This is a genomic window from Pseudomonadota bacterium (assembly GCA_039193195.1).
GTDB lineage: Bacteria > Pseudomonadota > Gammaproteobacteria > Steroidobacterales > JBCBZW01 > JBCBZW01.
This window is the reverse complement of record JBCCWS010000003.1, coordinates 1-18,317: the sequence shown is the minus strand read 5'-3', so window position 1 is coordinate 18,317 and position 18,317 is coordinate 1. Positions and strand designations below refer to the sequence as shown.

Genomic DNA, 18,317 nt, shown 5'->3' with positions numbered 1-18,317 from the left:
ATCATCAGGGAGCGATGAAATGCGATATGTAAACAGGGGCGTTACCGCCTGTGCACTCGTGCTGGCCGCCGTCACGGCGCAAGCCGATCTGGTGTCCGAAGACAGCGACTTCGGCACCGACACGATCACCCTCGATACGGACACGGGCCTGCGCTGGCTCGATTGGTCCGTCACCTTGGGGCTAAGCTTCGACGACGTCTCCGCCCAGCTTGGCCCGGGCGGCACCTACGAGGGCTTTCGCTTTGCGACCAACGCCGAAGTCGAGGCCCTGTGGCAAAACGGCGGCATCGTCGACATCACCACCGAAGGCCCTATCGACTTCGCCAACGACTTCACGCCCGCCAACTTCACTCCCGCCCAAGACCTCATCGCCCTGCTCGGCACCACAGGCCTCAACGGTGATCTGAGCGAAGGCCTTACGGCGGATGCGAGCGGCGGCGAACAAACGGTGGCCGAGCTGCAGGTGTGCCGCGCCATGATGTTCTGCACCAACTTCGGCGCCCCCGGCGACTCCGCCCTGGCGTCCCTAGGCCCCAACACCCAGGCCGCCGACACGCCGAGCAACATCATCGGCGCCGCACTGGTGCTCGATGAAGTGGCGGCGGATCCCATCGCTGGCACGGCGCAGGGCGTAAGCGTGATTCAGACCATCTGCCGCAACCTCGTCAGCGGCCAGTCCGTGACCGCGCCCTCTGCCGACGGCACGAGCTGGGACTGCTCCGCGGCTGGCCTCACCGGCAATGCTGGCGAGCGCGTGCTGCAGATCGTGGTGGGCGTCGCCGCCTGTGGCGGCCAACCCTGCGACGTCGGCGGCTCCACCACCGGCGTGGACGGCCTGATCACCGTGTGCCGCAACCTGACGGCGGGCGGCAGCGCCAACGCGCCGCTGATCAATGGCGCCTGGAACTGCAGCGATGCGGGTCTCGCCATCTCGAGCGGCGACATCACCTTGCAAGTGGTGGTCGGCAGCATCCCCGCCGCCGCCCAGGAGGCCCGCTACCACTGATCGGCATCGCCCCGTAGGGCGACGCTATCGACGCTAGCGCGAGGGCGATGGCCATCCCCGGCCATCGCCCTCGATTCCCGAAAGGGCGAACCGACACCTCTAGCCAGCAGGCGGCAGCGCTTTTTGGTACCTTGCGCTGCATCAAGGAGGTGCTCCCATGCCCTACGACGCTTCGCACCGCGCCGACCCGAGCGCGCAGCAACTCACGGACACGTTACGTCACGTCCGCGCGGCCTACGCGCGCCAGCCCGCACCCACGGCCCGCGAGCGTATCGACCGCCTAGATCGTCTGCACAACGCCGTGCTCGACTACAAGGACCGCCTGGTCGCCGCCGTCGAGGCCGACTTCGGCAGCCGCCCTGCCGCCGAGACCCTGCTCATGGAGCTGCTGCCCGTGCTCCAGGGCATCGCCCACAACCGCAAGCACGTGCGCGGGTGGATGCGGCCCTCGCGGCGCGAGACGCCGCTGATGCTCGCGCCGTCCACCAGCAAGGTGCATTTTCAGCCGCTCGGCGTGATCGGCATCGTGGTGCCGTGGAACTTCCCGCTGCTGCTCTCGCTCTCGCCGCTCGTGAGCGCCTTCACCGCCGGCAACCGGGCGATGATCAAGACCTCGGAGTACGCACCGCAGACCGGTGCCATGCTGCAGGAGATGCTCGCCAGCGCCTTCAGCGATGAGGAAGTGGTGGTGTTTACCGGCGGCGTGGAGGTGGCTACTGAATTTACTAAGCTACCCTTCGATCACCTCGTGTTCACCGGCTCCACGCAGGTGGGCCGCGTGGTGATGCGCGCCGCGGCAGAGAACCTCACGCCCGTCACCTTGGAGCTCGGCGGCAAGTCGCCGGCCATCGTGCATCCGTCGTTCCCGATCGAGGAGGCCGCCGCACGCATCGCCCTCGGCAAAGGCTTGAACGCCGGCCAGGTGTGCATTGCCCCCGACTACCTGCTGCTCCCGCGCGACCAGGTGGACGCCTTCGCTGAGGCCTACGAAGCCGCTGTGCGCAAGCACTACCCCACGCTCGCCCGCAACGGCGACTACACGGCGATCATTACCGAGCGCCAGCACGATCGCCTGCAGGGCCTGCTGAGCGACGCCGCGGCGAAGGGCGCCGAGGTTATCGGCATCAACCCTGGCAATGAGTCTCTCGAGGGCACCTGTAAGGTACCCATGACGTTGCTCAAACAAGTGAGCGACGACATGCAGGTGATGCAGGAGGAGATCTTCGGGCCCATCCTGCCGCTCGTGCCCTACGACGAGTTCGACGACGCAATCGCGTACGTTAACGCGCGGCCGCGACCCCTCGCGCTCTACTACTTCGATTGGGACCGGGCGCGCGGTGAGCACGTGTTGGCGCATACCCATTCGGGGGGTGTTGCGTTCAACGATGTGTTGAGCCAAGGCGTGGTGGACGACATGCCTTTCGGCGGCGTTGGCCCCTCAGGCATGGGGCACTACCACGGCAAGGAGGGCTTCCTGAGCTTCTCAAAGGCCAAGCCCGTAATCCGCAAAGGACGGCTGGACGCGATCGCCTTCATCGCTGCGCCATGGGGCAACCGCCTGTACAAGGCGTTCATGGCGTTTCAGTTCGCGCGCTTTCGTAAGAAGCGCTAACCGCCAGCAGACCCACGTTGATTCAGCGCGTCGTCCGCGGGCCGGCGCGCTTCTCCTGAGAGTATCCTCTTGAGCAGCAGCTTGCCCTTTGTTCAGCGGGCCTGGCCCGCCTTGGCCTTCGGCTTTGCCCTCACCTTCGCGTCGAGCGCCGGGCAAACCTACTTCATTTCCCTCTCGAGCGGCGCGATCCGGGATGAGCTCGGCCTAAGCCACGGCGGCTTCGGCACCCTTTACACCGTGGCCACCACGGCCAGTGCGCTCGTGCTGGTCTGGCTCGGCAAGCTAGCCGATCGCTACGACCTCGTGACCTTGGGGGCGATCTGTGTCGCAGTACTCGCCGTGGTCTGCGCCGTCGGCATGGGCAGTGCCCAGTCATGGCTGGGGTTAGGTATCGCGGTGTTCGGCCTGCGGCTCGCAGGCCAGGGGATGCTCAGTCATCTCTCGATGACGGCGATGGGGCGCTGGTTCTCGCGCGAGCGGGGGCGAGCCCTCAGCGTGGCGGTGCTCGGGTTCACGGCCGCTGAGGCCTTGCTGCCCTTTCTCGGCGCCCTCGCCTTGGCGACGTGGTCGTGGCGAACCCTGTGGTGGATCGCCGCGGGCGTGTTGCTGGCGGTGATGCTGCCGCTGGTGCTCTGGGCAGGGCAGCTCGCGAAAGGACGCGGCCTAGATCAACCCACCGAGGCCGACGCTGCCTCGACGTCCACGCCCGTGCGCCAGTGGACGCGCTCGGAAGTAGTGCGCGATCCGCGATTCTACGCCCTACTGCCGGGCGTGCTGGCACCGCCTTTTATCGTGACGGGCGTACTGTTTCATCAGGTGCACTTGGTGGAGCAAAAGGGGTGGTCGCTGCCCGCCTTCGCCGCTACCTATCCGTTTTATGCAGGGGCAGCGACGGCGGTGGCGTTGGGTCTTGGGTTTGTGATCGACCGTTTCGGCGCCGTGCGTTTGCTGCCGTACTACCTGCTGCCGATCGCCACGGGCTTGCTCGTGCTGAGTGTTACGCAGTCGCTGGTGGGGGCAGCCGTGTTCATGGCGCTGATGGGGGCGAGTGCGGGTGGCGCGACGCTGGTGATTGGGGCGCTGTGGGCGGAGCTCTACGGGGTGACGCACCTGGGGGCGATTCGGGCGTTGGCGGTGTCATTGATGGTGTTCTCGACGGCGTTGGCGCCGGGATTGATGGGGTGGTTGATCGATGCGGGGATGTCGATCGACTGGCAGTACCGGATGTTGGCGGCGTATGTGGTGGTGGGGATAGCGTTGTTCGCTGTGCTGCAGCCGAGCTTGGGGCTGAGGCAGCACAGCGCCTGGTAATCGCCTGCCCTTGCTCCCCAAGACGACTGTCTGCGGCGTCCGCCGTATTGCTCGTCGGCGGGTGCTATGTACGAGGAGGTCAGCGCTTGCGCTGACAGTTGATGCGAACAGCTGCCAGCGCCCTGGCCGTCGCAACGCGACCGTTCGTGGTCCGCTATCATGCTCGCTAGTCTCCTGGAAGCGAGCCTATGGACGAAGCCGGTCACGTGTTTATCAGCTACGCGCGCGAGGATTTCTCGCGAGTCGAGCCTGTCATCCGCATGCTGGGTGAGCAGGGCTGGGTGTTGTGGTGGGATCAGAAGAACCTACCGCTAGGACAGCGCAACGACCGAGTAATCGAGCAGGCACTGGATCAGAGCAGCTGTGTGGTCGTGTTCTGGTCGGCCGATTCGGTTCGGTCCGACTGGGTGCGGGATGAGGCGGACGAGGGCAAGGAGGCTGGCAAGCTGATCCCTGTACTGCTAGATGCGATTAAGCCGCCGCTTGGTTTCCGTGGACGTAATTTCATCGACTTATCAAGCAATGACCCCGAAGCTAGTGCCCGACTGGTGGCGGCCATTCGGGCGTTTGCCCCCGCCAAGCGTCCAAGGGCTCAACGTGCAGGCCAGGACAGGCGTACGGATGATCAATCCCCAGTCGTGAGCGCTCAGACTGTCAACCCAGGGCCGTCGAAAGGCGCTCCGCTTGATCCGCTGATTGCCGAACTGGATCGGCGGAGCACGTCTCCACAGCGACGGTTGGACATCGGTGACCTGCTTGCGCGGAACGGAGACACGCGCCGAGGCGTGTGTCTCGACGGAGACGCCATTCCGGACATCGCATGGTGCGAGGTGCCAAGTGGGGCATTTCGGTACGGCGATACCGGCGACCAGATCGAGTTGCCGACGTACTCGCTGTCTCGCTACCCGGTGACGAACGCTCAGTACGAGGCCTTCATCGAGGCCGGCGGCTACGAGCAAAGAGACAAGTGGTGGCAAGGCCTTAATCAGATGATACCGGAGAGCGGAGGGTGGTCCCAGAGCAACCGACCGCGCGAGTCGGTGTCATGGTACGAAGCGGTGGCGTACTGCCGTTGGCTGAGCGCGCAGCTCGGGTACGAAGTACGCCTGCCGACGGAGCAGGAATGGGAGAAGGGAGCCCGTGGCAAGCATGGGCGACGGTACCCCTGGGGCGATGAGTACCAAGTGGGAATCGCTAACCTTGATGAAACCAAGCAAGAGGATGGCCCAAACTACCTGGAGCAGACCACAGCAGTAGGCATCTACCCACAGGGAGCTTCACCGTACGGGATAGAAGATATGAGCGGCAACGTGCGGGAGTGGTGCGCGGACAAGTATGAAACGCCTCACGACACTGGCCCTTCCGGTGATGAGCCTCGGGTGTTGCGCGGCGGCTCCTGGTTCGTCTATCCGTGCCTCGCGTGCGCCTGGTACCGCTTCTGGTACCTTCCAAACCTCCGCAACCGCGGCTGGGGTTTTCGTTTGTGTTGCTCTTCCCCTATTCCCCACTGACCACCCTCACATCGAGTGTGAACCTCAGCGCGACCAGCACCATGGCGACTTTCTTGGGCAGTGCGCCGTGTTCTTGGTGGCCCTTTCCGCCAGCGCCACACCGGTCGAATAGTGCTTTGCGGGCGTCTACGCGAGCATGGTAGCAACGCTTCTAGACTAACGATCCTTGCCGGTGCTGAGTCACCGCGAAGCAGTGCAAGCGGGAGTTCTCGATCGCCGCGCTACGGTGAAACGTGATCGCCTGGTAACCGGGATCATTGAACATCGCGTCGATAGCTGCCTTTGACGGATACGCCGCGATGAAGCCGAAGTCCCAGGCGTCCCCGTCTCCCGAGCCGATCAAGGTCATTTGTGCCCGCCCCTGCCAAATGACCTGGCCGCCAACGCCAGCGAAGAACGGTGCCGACAGTTCGCTGTAGGTAGCGTAGGCCTGCTCGCCCGTGACGTCGCGCCCATCTTCGTAGGCGGCTCGGTGTCGCAGTTTGATGAGGTTCAGCATGTGCACGGGCCCCTCGATCTCGAGGTCCATGAACCGAGTGTAGTCCTCCCGCGTGGGGGTGATGAACGCCTCGGTCATGCTGCTCTCCTGCGTGCGGAAGACGTGCCGCGGCGCGTGTTGGTCCTACAGCCAGCGGCGCACGCGGGACCGGTACGCCTCGTAGCGCTCGCCGAACTTTTGCGCCAGCACCTGTTCCTCGGGCACGATCTGAAAGGTCGTGATCCAGATCACGAACAGGATCAGCGTGAGCACTCCTAACGGTTGCCCTAGCCAAAGCACCCACCCGATCAGTACGCCGAGCATGCCGAGGTACATGGGGTTGCGGCTGAATCGGTACCAGCCGCTCACGACCAGCTCGGTGGTCTTGCCGGGCGCGAGCGGCGTGATGGACGTCTTGGCGCGGAAGAACGCGATCACCGCGGTCACGTCGATCGCCAAGCCGACCGCGATGAGCGTGACCGCAACGGCCCGTTGGCCCGGTACGTGAACTTCAATGAGAGGCCCCCAACGATGCAGGCCCCAGGCCGCCCCCGCGCACAGGAGCCCGACCACCGGCGGTGGGACCCGCAGCTTCACGGGGAGGCCGCCTCCACGCTGGCGGTCCTCGGGGCGTGACGGGTCGGGTCGTACGCTTCCATAGGCAGCCCCCGTCGTACCCACCCGGGTCCTGCGCCGCGGCGCCCCGCCAGGCCTTCACGCACGTTGGCCACATTGACGAATCCCGCTTGGGTCAGCAGGTCGGCGGCGATCCCCGAGCGTCGGCCGGTGCGGCAGATCAGCAAGACAGGATGGTTCGGGTCACGATCCGCATGCAGCATCACCTGGCGCAGCAGGTCTGGGTCCTGCAGGGCGATCGTGATGGCCCCCGCGGGCACGCCCGACTCCTTCCATTCCTCGGGCGTGCGCACGTCGATCAATGTGACCTTGCCGGCCTGGGTGAGTTCGTGGGCGGTCGGCGCGTCGACCACCGGCACCTCGCTGGCAGCGATGCCAGCGAGCAGCAACAGCCACAAGGTGATGCCTGTGCGACGACGCGCGCCGGAGAAGCTCACTGGGTGGCGGCTCGCCCTGGCGTCCACGGCGCACCCGCTGCATCGAGTGCCATCTCGATCTCCACCAGTTGCACATCCAACAAGTCTGTTAGTTCTGTGGCGATCTTCGCGAACTCCGTTTCCGCCAAGCGCAAGCTCATCTCATGGCCATGGGTGGGCCCGTAGGTGCTGAGCACGCGCCCGAGTCCAGCGTGGAACAAGCGATCGCCCACCGAGGGCGTGCCTGGGTCGTTGGCCATCGCCCGCATCTCGTTGCCCTGCAGGCGGTCCTTCAGCCCTGAGAGTGCCTTACCGATTGCGTAGGCACGCTCCCCCAGTGTCGGATCCGCTTCGGCGGTCCGCAGCAGCACGCTGCGCACGGCCGTGACCCGCTCCATGCCTGCGTCGATGCGCGCGCCGGCGGCGGAGGTCTGACCTTCGAGCTTGTCCACGGCGCGGTTGAAGGCGAAGGCCACGGCGGGCTGGCGGCCCTCGAGGGCGCGCTCGACGATCGACACCACTTCAAAGGTCTGCGGCTCGCCGAGACGCGTGAGCTTGCCGTCCACGCGCTTCGCCGCGGTCACACTGTAGGTGCCCGGCGGGGCGAGGGCGCCGCCGGTTGGGATGTACTCCTCGCCGCCGGGGTTGGGCGTCCAGGCTTCGAGCCGCGGGTAGCGCAGGTTCCAGGCCACGCGGTGGAAGCCGGCCTTGGCGGGCTGCTCGATATGCTGCACCACCTTACCCTCCGCGTTGTGCACGGTGAAGACCAGCTTGGGCGCTTCCTCGCGCGACTCGCCGATGAGCGTCTCCCAGCCGGGGTAGGGCGTGTCTGCACCGCGCTCGACGAGTTCCGCCTGCTCGGCATCGCGCCGTTGCGCGGCGGTCTTGAGATCGTCGCGCAGGTAGTAGGTGAAGATCGCCCCGAAGTCTGGGTTGGGGGCGACGTAGAACGCATCGCCCTGGTAGGCCGCACCGTCCTGGCCGAGCGTGCGACGCTCTACGTACCAGGGCGCATCGCGTACGGGGAAGAGAGTGAACTCTTCTGCTAGCTGGTCTTCGGAGACGTCGCGCAGGGGTGTGTAGTCGTCGAGGATGTAGAAGCCGCGGCCGAAGGTGGCGCCGACGAGGTCGTGCTCGCGTCGCTGGATGGCGAGGTCGCGGAACGGGATGTTGGGCACGCCGCCGGAGAGCTTCACCCAGTTACCGCCGCCGTCGACGGTGAAGAACAGGCCAAACTCCGTGCCAACGAACATGAGATCTGGCTGCACCTCATCCTGCACCATGCGCCACACGAGGTGGCGGTCCGGTAGGTTGCCGGCGATGCTCTCCCAGGTGCGGCCGCGGTCCGTGCTGCGGAAGAGATAGGGGGCGAAGTCGCCGGTCTTGTGTTGGTCCACCGCCACGTAGACGGTGTTGGGGTCGTGCAAGTCGGCCTTGATGTCGTTGACGAAGAACATGTCCGCGACGCCCGGCAGGCGATCGATCTTGCGCCAGGTCTCGCCGCCGTTCTCGCTCACCTGGATCAGGCCGTCGTCCGTGCCCGCGTAGAGCAGGCCCTCCTGCAGAGGTGACTCGGCGAGGGACGTGATGGTGCTGAAGGCAGACATGGCGTAGGTGTCCCACACGGCATCGCTGCTCCACACGCGGCCCATCATCGGCTCCTCCAAGCGGTCGATTTGGCGCGTGAGGTCCGTCGAGGCGGGCAGCCAGCTGTCGCCGTAGTCCTCGCTGCGCCACACGCGCGAGGACGCGTAGTAGAGGCGCGAGGGCTTGTGCGGGCTGATCAGGATGGGCGAGTCCCAGTTGAAGCGCTCGGACGGTTCGCCCTCGCGCGGCTGCGGCTTGATGTAGACGACTTCGCCGGAGCGGCGGTCGTGGCGCACGAGGTTCCCCTGCTGCCACTCGCTGTAGATGATGTCCGGGTTGGTCGGGTCGATCGCCGGCTGGTGACCGTCGCCGAACACGGTGATGAACCAATCGCTGTTACGGATGCCGTTAGCGCTGTCCGTGCGCGAGGGGCCGGCCTGGGTGGCGTTGTCCTGGGTGCCGCCGATCACGTTGTAGAAGGGCACGTCGTAGTCCACGGCCACCTTGTAGAACTGGGTGACGGGGAGGTTGGCCACGTACTTCCAGGTGTCCGCGCGGTCGAAGGTCTCGTAGAGGCCGCCGTCGCAGCCCGCGAGCATCCAGTCCGGGTCCGTCGGCGAGAAGACCAACGCGTGGTTGTCGCTGTGCTTGTACTTGTGCGGCACCACGGTGAAGGTCTTGCCGCCGTCATGGGTCACGTGCATGCGCACGTCCATCTGGTAGACCGTATCGAAGTTGTGCGGGTCGGCGACGAGTTCCTGGTAGTAGTGGGGGCCCGTGCCGCCGGAGATGTAGTCGTTGCGCTTCTCCCAGGTCTCGCCGCCGTCGGCGGAGCGGTAAAAGCCGCCCTTGCGGTGGGCGAGTTCGATCGTGGCGTAGACCACGTTCGGGTCTTGCGGGGAGATGGCGAGGCCGACGCGGCCCATGTCTTCGCTCGGCAGGCCCGTGCTCAGCTTACGCCACTGTTTGCCGCCGTCCGTGGACTTGTAGATGGCCGTCTCCGGGCCGCCGTTGATCAGCGCTGCCACCGTGCGGGCGCGCTGGTGGGTGCTGGCGTAGAGCACGTTCGGCTGGTCCGGGTGCATCACCACCTCGTTGACGCCCGTGTAGGGGCCCGCGGAGAGCACGTTGGTCCAGCTGGCGCCGCCGTCTTCGGTCATGAAGAGGCCGCGGTCACCGCCCGAGGACCAAAGGGGGCCCTTAGCTGCGACGTACACGACATTCGAGTTGGTTGGGTGGACGATGATGCGGGCGATGTGTTCGGAGGCGGCTAGCCCCAAGTTCTCCCAGGTGTTGCCGCCGTCCTGGCTGCGGTAGATGCCGTCGCCGAAGCCGACGTGGCGGCCGTCGACCGCCTCACCGCTGCCCACCCAGATCGTGTCCGGGCGGCTGGGGTCGATGGCGAGGGCGCCGATCGAGTAGGAGGCCTGCTCATCGAAGATCGGCGACCAGGTGGTGCCGGCGTTGGTGGTCTTCCACACGCCGCCGCTGCCGACGGCCACGTACCAGGTGCTCTGGTCTTCGGGGTGTATCGCAATGTCGGCGATGCGGCCGGACATGAAGGCGGGGCCGATGCTGCGCATTTCGAGGCCGCTGAGGGTGGTGGCGCTCAGGCGGGGGTCGTCGGCGTGGGCCAGGGGGGTGAAGGCCAGCAGGGCCAGCATTGCGCCGAGGAATCTCGGGTGGCGGGAGGCGAGGCAGGTGAGCACGTGCAGCATCGTGGGCTCCGGATGGTCTTCTGGGGTGCATGGAGTCTGCCATAGGCGCTCGGACGCGTCAGGAGCACCCGCCCCGTGCGGAAGGCGTCTGAGAGCCGCGGTGCGGCAGCGTTTGCCCCTGCGGGTGCCGGATACTCCTGCCCAGCTACTTGATCAGCCGCGCCACACTCATCTTCAGCACGGGTGGCTGGAGGGCGGGGCGTGGCAGGAGGGTGTGGTCAAGCCGGAGCGAGCGGCCTCAGCGCAGGGGGTAGCGGGCGAGCCTATGCCCGACACCGGCCCGAGCGGACGCTGCTCTATCAGGTGGTGTCGCGCCACTACCCGGTGTTCGTCGAGCTGATGGAGGCCGAGGATCGCCCGCTGCCGAGGTTCGTGCGGCGGGAGTTCGAGGCATACTTGAAGTGCGGTCGGCTCGAACACGGGTTCCTGCGCGTGCGTTGCGAGGCGTGTCACGCCGAGAAGCTTGTCGCCTTCTCCTGGCCGCTCTTGCGCATCCATGCGCGCGCGGCATTAGTGATTCCATTCACGTCACAAGCGCCGGGGCTGGTGCCCGAGCTGCGGCGCCCGGCACGGCGGCGCTGCTCGTGGACGAGGTGCTGCCGGCAGTGCCGATCCGCCAGTGGGTGCTGAGCGTGCCATTCCCGCTGCGATTCCTGTTCGCAAGAGAGCCCGAAGCGATGGGATCGGTGCTGCGGCTGGTGGTGCGGGCGATCGAGTCGTGGTTGATCGCTCGCAGCGGCCACACACGGGCGAGCGCCCGAGGCGGGGCGGTGACGTTGGTGCAGCGCTTCGGGAGCGCCTTGAACCTCAACATTCACTTCCACCTGCTGGTGCTGGATGGCGTTTACGTTGCAGATCGGCAGGGCGGTCCGTAGTTCGTGGCGGTACCAGACAGTACACGCAGTCATCAGCGTAGAGGACTGAGGATATCCCTAACTGCTCGTAGTTTGGACCAGCGGCTTCCGGAGAGCTACAAGCTCCGTGCGAGTGCTCGGATGCTACCGACCTGATGGTTGCGTGGCCGATCCTGATACGCACTTACAACCTCAGAACGCTTAACCCGTTGGTTTTCCTACGGAGGGTAGCCTTAGTCGCAGGAGCCCAGCGGAGATGATGCGGTGCAAGAGTTGGCCCCGGACGACTGGGTCCGGGGAGACGCGTGAGCTTCCGAACCCCCATGGCAACTCAGCCTGAGTTTGCGCGATCCAGATACTCCCAAGTCCGTAGTGGTCAGCCGAAGCTCTGGACCTACGGACTGTCTTCGGGAGGCAGGGGCCGGTGGTTCGACCTGTCAACTCGACCATTGATTTCAGGCAGTTGACCGCGACAGCTGCTACATGGCCGGAGCGAGGTCACGCCACCTGTATCCCTTGCTGCCTGACGATTGTGTACTAACGTAAACGTTGACCGGTAGGCTGCCTTTCTCAGGCTTTCTGCGTCTCGATGGGCTCACAGCTGCAGGATCCTCTCGATCTCCATGCTCACTTGGCGATGGTGCTCATCCTCTACGGGCTCGACGTACCAGCGCCCACAGTCCTTGGGCACACCGCACGCGCTGCCCGTGCCGGAGCACGACGAGCCGCTGGCTGGTTGCCTCGTGGGGACTAATGGCTCGCGGGGCATTCCCATCTCGGTGCTCACATCGCTCCCCTGCGCGTTGTCACGGTGTCGTGCTGGCCGCGGGTGGGTCGACCGCTTAGTATGAGTTCGAGTCCCAATACACCTGCGCCAGCACGCAAAACCGCGCGAAGCGTTCCCCTGCGGCACGGAGGCCGGCCCGATCATGCGTAGTTCCCGGATCCCACCCACCCAGTCCACCCACATCCACTCGGCTATCAGCGCCGCTGTCCTGCTTATGCAGTTCGGCAGCTCGGCGCATGCCGCGCTCCCGCCCGTGATCGACCTCGGGGCGCTTGAATCAGCCGCCGGGGGTGACGGATCGGTGGGCACGGTCCTGACCGTCGTCGCGCCAGACGAACGCTTCGGTTACTCGGTCGACAGTGTTCCCGACCTCAATGGCGACGGCCGCGACGAGGCGCTGCTCGGTGGGGTCGGTGATACGGCCTGCCTGCGCTGTGCCGCTTTCCTGGTGCGCGGGGTGGAAGCGCCGCGTCCGAGCATCAACGTGATCCGCACCGCCCTGACGACGGACGGGGCGGCGGCCAACGTGTTTCGCAGCGCGGACGCGGCGGACACCGGGGGGCGCAGCGTCGGGGCCGTCGGCGATCTCAACCACGACGGACTGCCGGACTTCGCCATCGGTGCCGACCGCGGCGACCGCGAGGGGCTAAGCAATCGCGGTGAGGTCTACGTGCTCTACGGCGATACGGACGGGTACCCAGCCGTACTCGACACGTTGGCGTTGCTGCCGGAGAACGGCGGCGATGGCAGCGCGGGGTTCGTCGTGCTGGGCGATCGGGTGGACGCGCTGATCGGCAACGCCCTGGACGGCGGCTGCGACATCAACGCGGACGGTTACGACGACCTGCTGATCGGCGGCAACGCAGTATCTGCTGTGCTCTTCGGCGAAGCGGGTGGTCTGGCGCCGGTGGTCGATCTGGCCGAACTGATGCCGGAGAACGGGGGTGACGGCTCGCGTGGCGTCATGCTTACCGACGAAGCGATCGCATTCGGCCAACTCGGGCTCTCGGTGAGCTGCCTTGGTGATATCAATGCCGACGGCATCGACGACTTCGCCTTCGGTGCGCAGCTGACGCGCCTCTACGCCACGCAGCAGGGCGCCACCGTGGTGGTGTTCGGCCGCGACGACGGTTTCCCACCCGTCCTCGACCTCGGCGACCTCCTCTCCGCCAACGGCGGCGACGGCAGTCGGGGCGTCGTCTTCGTCGGCATGCACGAGCGGGACTACGCCGGCGCCGACGTCGCCGACGCGGGCGACTTCAACGGCGATGGGATCGCCGATCTGGCCCTGTCCATGGCGCTCTCCAGCCCGCAGGGCCGGGAGAACGCGGGTCGGGTGGTCGTGGTGTACGGGCGCGCCGAGCCGTTTCCCGCGGAGTTCGGCCTGGCGCGCCTGCTACCGCGCAACGGTGGCGACGGCGACGAGGGCCTGGTCTTTGATAGTCCCGGCGGCGAGCCGCAGGACGAGAGCACCTACGAGATCGACCAGGTGACAGGGGTAGGCGACGTCAACGGAGACGGCCTCGACGACCTGCTCATCGGCGGCTTCGGCAGCCGCCCCCCCGGGCGTCCGGAGGCGGGGGCGGCCTTCCTGGTGTACGGCGCCACGAACTTCACCGAACGGGTGATCGACCTCGACGAGCTCTTGCCGCGGAACGGCGGCGACGGCAGCCGGGGGGTCGTGCTGCTCGGCGCGCGGGTGGAGGACGAGGCTGGCAGCGAAGTGGCCGGCGGCGACTTCAACGGCGACGGCCTGGCGGATCTGCTGATCGGGGCACCGTCGGCGACCCGCGCCGGCGCGGTGGGTACCGGCCTTGCCTACATCGTGTTCGGGCAACCCGGTCCCGAGGCGCCGGTGTCGCAGGAGGTGACCCGATGAACCGCCCGCTCAGTCGCGTCCTGCCGGCGATGATCGTGGTTGTCCTGGCCCTGGGGCACGCCGCGCGCGGCCAACTTCCGGCGGAGGTCTACCTCTCCACGCTGGATCCCGCCAATGGCGGCGATGGCAGCGCAGGGGTGGTGTTCACCGCGGCCACCCCCGAGGAGTTCCTGGGGTCGTCCGTGGCCGCCGGCGACGTCGACGGTGACGGCGTGGCGGACGTGGTCATCGGCGGCCTCGGCGACAGCCCGTGCCTGCGCTGTGCCGCCTTCGTGGCGTACGGGCGAGACGACTTCCCGCCGTCCTTCGATCTGATCCGCCGAGCCAACGAAAGCGATGGGCAGGAGGCCTTCATCATCGGGAGCAGGGCGCGCGACGATCTGGGCGGCAGCGACCTGCAGGCCACGGTCGACCTCAACGGGGACAGTCTGGCAGATCTGCTGGTCGGTGCGCGCTTCGCCGACAACGATGTGGGCAACGCAGGAGAGGTTGCGGTGCTGTTCGGTAGTGGCCAGCGCGGGTCGTCCCGCGTGGACGTGGCCGACCTCCTCGAGCGCAACGGTGGCGATGGCTCGCAGGGCGTGATCTTCAGCGGCTGGGACTTCGCCGAGGGCGTGGGCACCGCCATTGCCGGACCGTGCGACGTGAACGGTGATGGTGTGCACGACGTCGTCTTCGGGGCGCCGGAGGATTCGGAGGGGCAGATGCACATCGTGTACGGCCGCCCCTCGGGCTTCCCGCCGGAGTTCGGGCTGGCCCGCCTGCTTCCCTCCGTGCGCGGCGACGGCCGCGAGGGCGTATTCGTGCAGGAGCCCTTCGATTCCTCGGCGGGCACCTCCGCCGCCTGCGCCGGTGACGTCAACGCCGACGGATTCGACGATCTACTGCTCGGTTCCGGGGGTGATCGTAATGGCGGCGTCTACCTGCTCTACGGCCGCGCCGACTTCCCCCCGGAGCTCGACCTGATCGATCTGTTGCGCCGTGGTGGCGGCGACGGCGCCGAGGGCACGTTGTTCAAGACTGACGGCGGCGGCTTCCTAGGCGTCAGCGTCACGGGTGGCGGGGACTTCAACGGCGATGGCATCGACGATATCGCCTTCGGTGCGCCACCCACGTCCAACAACGCGAGCGGCAACGTCTACGTCGTCTACGGCCGCGCGGAAGGCTACTCCCCCGAGTACCTGATCAACCGACTGTTCCCGGCGGCCAACGACGGTTCACAGGGGTTGGTGATCACCGGCCTGAACGCGGACGACGACGTCGGGGCAAAGGTGAGCTTCGCCGGCGACGTCAACGGCGACGGCCTCGACGATCTGCTCATCGGCGCTCCCCTGGCGGACTCGCCCGCAGGCCTGGACGTCGGCGCCGCCTTTCTGGTCTACGGGCAGCAGGACCCGGACGGCGCCGTGCTCCCGCTCGTGAGCCTGCTGGAGGCGGGCGGTGGCGATGGCAGCCGCGGCGTGGTGTTCTTCGGCGAGTTCAACGGCAGCGATACGGGGGTTGGTCTGGCGGCGGGCGACGTCAACGGCGACGGTCGCCCGGACGTGCTCATCGGGGCGCCGTCCGCACGCAGTTCCGGTGTGGGGATGACGGGCAAGGCCTACGTGGTGTACGGGCAGGCGGCGGCGGACTGAGCCGCCCGCGCCCTATGAAGGCGTGCTGTGCGGGGCTCGATGGCGCAGCGGCGAGTTCGCTTGTTGCCGTAGCGTCGTGCAGCCTGGCAGACGCAAACGATTACTTGGCCCGCATTCGGGTGTCCACAGCACTCAGCCGGACTTCGGGTCACCGTCACCACGCTGTTCAAGCACCATGGAATCGGCGCCGATATCGCTTCGGACCTCTACCGCCACGACAGCGGTGAGCACCAACAGAAGAACTGCCGAGGCCACGCCGACCCAGAACATCCACCCCTCAGACGACCGGGGGGCGCTTGGCCCCCTGTACTCGCTCTCGTCCTGATTGTGTTTCATTGCGTGTCTCCTCGATCATGCTGCAGCAGTCTCGACCGAAGTTGTCGCCGTTTGCGCCGCCGTTGATCACCACTCCTGATTCGCCATCCAGCCCTAGCAGACTTATCTCTGCACGCGATGGGAGATCGGACGCGCCAAAGACAACATAAGCCTGGCCCGCGCCAAACCGACCGCCCGCATCTGCACTGATACCGGTGATGAGTACGTCCGGTAGACCATCGTTGTTGAAGTCCCCGGCCTCAGAGACGCAGGAACCGGCGTCTCCAAACTCATCCCATCCATTCAGAACAACACCAACGCCACTGCCTAGACTGTCCCGAGTCAGCGGGGTTTCAAATGGCTCCGAACGTCCGAAAAGAATGTAGGCCTGCCCGACAGAGTTCATGCCAAATAGATCAGCGCTTGGGGCGCCAATGACCACATCGTCGAATCCATCTCCGTTTACATCACCAACCCCGGAGATAGTTGCGACTGAATCACCTTCGCCGGTTCCTTGAAAAACGATGCCGCTCTCTGCCGTCAAGCTTGCGACTGACAAGTGGCCTGATACGGTGGCGCCGCCGAAGACAATATAGGCCTCCCCTGCGAATAGTTGCCCTTCGGGGTCGGCAAATGCAGCAGTGACGCCGAGGTCGGCATACCCATCGCCGTTAAAGTCGCCGACTACATTTGCGGAGGTCCCAAGGAAGTCCTCTTGTTCCCGGCCGCTGATGACGAGCCCATCGGCTGCCGAGAAGTCACTAGTATCAACGACGGGCGGAAACCCGCCCGCCGCCAGGGAGGTAAGGCTGTGCAACAAAGCACCCATGGCTCCAACAAAAACCATGGTTCCCGTACGATGTGGCTGGGAACCGTAGCTATTGGATTCATTCCTATGTTGCATCATGCCCGTCATTCCAATTTAGAGGGTTGCCAACGCGTTTGGCGAGAGTGTGACACGGCGCATTGAGAAATCGCGTGTGAGCACACCCGTCACTGCGCAGTTGTCCGGGTTGCCTTGCCTGACAACTTCCGAGTAGAAGAAGTCTGGTTCTGTATCAGCGGAGAGGGCGCGCTGTGGCGCAAGTATGGTCAAACCGAGCTAGAAACCCCCTTAAGACCCGGTGAATCCGTACTAATAGGGTTTCAGACCGAATTCCAATTCCGCGCCACCGGTAGCATCCCCTTGGAGCTGATTATTAGCGGGTTTCCTGGGTGGCCCGGACTGGACGAGGCTATGCCGGTAGCGAAGGGTCGTTGGAATACATAGCACCCTCGACTCGCCGTCTGAACTCACGGCTGTCAAGGATGCCACTCACGTGCGGTTTTGTTGGTTGATCAGAGGCACCGGCTCGAGGCCCCGCAGCCGAGATGACCGATGACGGCGCGTTGCGCCCTTGCCGGTTGACCGCCATCGGGCCGACAAGAGCAACCTAGGGCTACGCGCGCACGCCGAAGGCTGCCCCCTTTATCAGGATAGTTGGGCGGTGATTGGACTCTTATCTCTTTGAGCAGGAGGCGGAAGAGAGAGTATTCGATGCCCCGCTATTCCTAGCATATCAGTGAGCGAGGATGATTGCTTTGTAGAACCTCTCGCTAAACAATCCGGCTGTAACGCCCACCAAGGCACTCCCGTACGTATTCAGAACAACAGGAGCACCGTCAACCTGAAGGAAAAGGAGTGTAGCGCCCCCTTTACTCGCCAGAAGCGCAGTAAAGCCAACTGTTGCACCGAGGGTCAGTGCCCGCAAAGCACGCCGCCGATCACATTGTAGAAAGGCACGTCGTAGTCCACGGCCACCTTGTAGAACTGGGTGACGGGCAGGTTCGCCACGTACTTCCAGGTGTCCGCGCGGTCGAAGGTCTCGTAGAGGCCGCCGTCGCAGCCCGCGAGCATCCAGTCCGGGTCCGTCGGCGAGAAGACCAACGCGTGGTTGTCGCTGTGCTCGTTCGCAGGTCATGTCCGGTGCGTCAACGCGCTGCATCGTCAGCGGCGACGCGCCGGGAGAGGCGTCGGCTCATCTGCAGGGTTGGCTGGTGGCAGCGTGTGGCGAGCGGGTGCGGAAGTGGGCAGAGCGGTGCGGCTGCCTTCGCCAGCGGCGAGGGCGGGGCTGCGTACCGGCGCCACCGCCCGGAGCAGACGCTGCTCTACCAGGTGGTGTCACGCCACTATCGAGAGTTCGCGGCGTTGATGGAGGCCGAGGACCGCCCGCTGCCGGGTTTCGTGTGCCGGGAGTTCGAGGCGTACCTGAAGTGCGGTCGTCTGGAGCACGGGTTCCTGCGTGTGCGCTGCGAGGACTGCCGGGCGGAGACGCTGGTGGCGTTCTCATGTAAACGTCGGGGATTCTGCCCAAGCTGCGGTGCACGTCGCATGGTGGATACGGCGGCGCTGCTGGTGGACGAGGTGCTTCCCGAGGTGCCGATCCGCCAGCGGGTGCTGAGTGTGCCGTTCCCGTTACGGTTTCTGTTCGCCCGCGAGCCCGAGGCGATGGGGTCGGTGCTGCGGATCGTGGTGCGGGCGATCGAGGGGTGGCTGATCGCGCGCAGCGGGCACACGCGGGCGGAAGCGCAGG

Annotated in this window: 15 protein-coding genes and 1 pseudogene; 8 read left to right on the top strand and 8 right to left on the bottom strand. The window is 65.8% G+C overall.

Translation table 11 applies throughout. The features are described 5' to 3' along the window. Positions 1-19: 19 nt before the first annotated feature. The 4 genes from AAGA68_04440 (at position 20) to AAGA68_04425 (ending at position 5,440) form a co-directional block, all read left to right on the top strand. Positions 20-1,006: a hypothetical protein gene (locus AAGA68_04440; protein MEM9384284.1), complete on the top strand. Its 987-nt coding sequence runs from the start codon at positions 20-22 to the stop codon at positions 1,004-1,006. Between the two features lie 157 nt (positions 1,007-1,163). Beyond that, positions 1,164-2,618 carry a coniferyl aldehyde dehydrogenase gene (locus AAGA68_04435; GenBank protein ID MEM9384283.1) on the top strand — a complete coding sequence of 485 codons (1,455 nt, stop codon included), beginning with the start codon at positions 1,164-1,166 and terminating at the stop codon, positions 2,616-2,618. A gap of 69 nt (positions 2,619-2,687) precedes the next feature. Continuing rightward, positions 2,688-3,929: an MFS transporter gene (locus AAGA68_04430; protein ID MEM9384282.1), complete on the top strand. Its 1,242-nt coding sequence runs from the start codon at positions 2,688-2,690 to the stop codon at positions 3,927-3,929. A 188-nt stretch (positions 3,930-4,117) separates the two neighbouring features. Continuing rightward, positions 4,118-5,440 (top strand): SUMF1/EgtB/PvdO family nonheme iron enzyme, encoded by a 1,323-nt coding sequence (locus AAGA68_04425; protein MEM9384281.1) that lies wholly within the window; start codon positions 4,118-4,120, stop codon positions 5,438-5,440. Between the two features lie 151 nt (positions 5,441-5,591). Here the strand turns inward: AAGA68_04425 and AAGA68_04420 are convergent, their stop codons facing one another. The 4 genes from AAGA68_04420 to AAGA68_04405 are packed head-to-tail and all read right to left on the bottom strand — an operon-like array spanning position 5,592 to position 10,275. After that, the gene (locus AAGA68_04420; GenBank protein ID MEM9384280.1) at positions 5,592-6,017 is read right to left on the bottom strand and encodes a DUF1330 domain-containing protein; all 426 of its coding nucleotides are present in this window, start codon (positions 6,015-6,017) and stop codon (positions 5,592-5,594) included. A gap of 45 nt (positions 6,018-6,062) precedes the next feature. Beyond that, complete coding sequence (locus AAGA68_04415; protein MEM9384279.1) at positions 6,063-6,515, bottom strand: isoprenylcysteine carboxylmethyltransferase family protein; 453 nt, start codon at positions 6,513-6,515, stop codon at positions 6,063-6,065. After that, positions 6,512-6,991, bottom strand: a complete 480-nt coding sequence (locus AAGA68_04410; protein MEM9384278.1) for a rhodanese-like domain-containing protein — start codon at positions 6,989-6,991, stop codon at positions 6,512-6,514. Before AAGA68_04410 ends, AAGA68_04415 begins: the two co-directional genes overlap by 4 nt. Continuing rightward, the gene (locus tag AAGA68_04405) at positions 6,988-10,275 is read right to left on the bottom strand and encodes a glycosyl hydrolase (protein MEM9384277.1); all 3,288 of its coding nucleotides are present in this window, start codon (positions 10,273-10,275) and stop codon (positions 6,988-6,990) included. Before AAGA68_04405 ends, AAGA68_04410 begins: the two co-directional genes overlap by 4 nt. 291 nt (positions 10,276-10,566) lie before the next feature. On the opposite strand from AAGA68_04405, the pseudogene AAGA68_04400 reads away from it, so the two are divergent. After that, positions 10,567-11,126, top strand: a pseudogene (locus AAGA68_04400) (transposase zinc-binding domain-containing protein). A gap of 598 nt (positions 11,127-11,724) precedes the next feature. On the opposite strand, the gene AAGA68_04395 reads toward AAGA68_04400, so the two are convergent. Continuing rightward, on the bottom strand, positions 11,725-11,898 hold the full coding sequence (locus tag AAGA68_04395; GenBank protein ID MEM9384276.1) for a hypothetical protein: 174 nt from the start codon (positions 11,896-11,898) through the stop codon (positions 11,725-11,727). A gap of 160 nt (positions 11,899-12,058) precedes the next feature. On the opposite strand from AAGA68_04395, the gene AAGA68_04390 reads away from it, so the two are divergent. Both AAGA68_04390 and AAGA68_04385 read left to right on the top strand, forming a co-directional pair. Further along, complete coding sequence (locus tag AAGA68_04390; GenBank protein ID MEM9384275.1) at positions 12,059-13,795, top strand: hypothetical protein; 1,737 nt, start codon at positions 12,059-12,061, stop codon at positions 13,793-13,795. Continuing rightward, entirely contained in the window at positions 13,792-15,429 is a 1,638-nt protein-coding gene (locus tag AAGA68_04385; GenBank protein MEM9384274.1) for an integrin alpha, read from the top strand. Before AAGA68_04390 ends, AAGA68_04385 begins: the two co-directional genes overlap by 4 nt. A 132-nt stretch (positions 15,430-15,561) precedes the next feature. On the opposite strand, the gene AAGA68_04380 is transcribed toward AAGA68_04385, so the two are convergent. From AAGA68_04380 to AAGA68_04370, 3 genes are all read right to left on the bottom strand, one after another. Continuing rightward, a complete protein-coding gene (locus tag AAGA68_04380) occupies positions 15,562-15,699 on the bottom strand; it encodes a hypothetical protein (protein ID MEM9384273.1) in 138 nt (45 codons plus the stop codon). A gap of 7 nt (positions 15,700-15,706) precedes the next feature. Then, positions 15,707-16,651, bottom strand: coding sequence for an integrin alpha (locus AAGA68_04375; protein ID MEM9384272.1), 945 nt, complete (start codon positions 16,649-16,651; stop codon positions 15,707-15,709). Positions 16,652-17,482: 831 nt separating this feature from the next. Next, complete coding sequence (locus AAGA68_04370; GenBank protein MEM9384271.1) at positions 17,483-17,671, bottom strand: hypothetical protein; 189 nt, start codon at positions 17,669-17,671, stop codon at positions 17,483-17,485. Between the two features lie 216 nt (positions 17,672-17,887). Between AAGA68_04370 and AAGA68_04365 the strand changes: the two genes are divergently transcribed. After that, positions 17,888-18,317, top strand: a 430-nt coding sequence (locus tag AAGA68_04365; protein ID MEM9384270.1) for a transposase zinc-binding domain-containing protein, incomplete at its 3' end; no start/stop codon positions are given.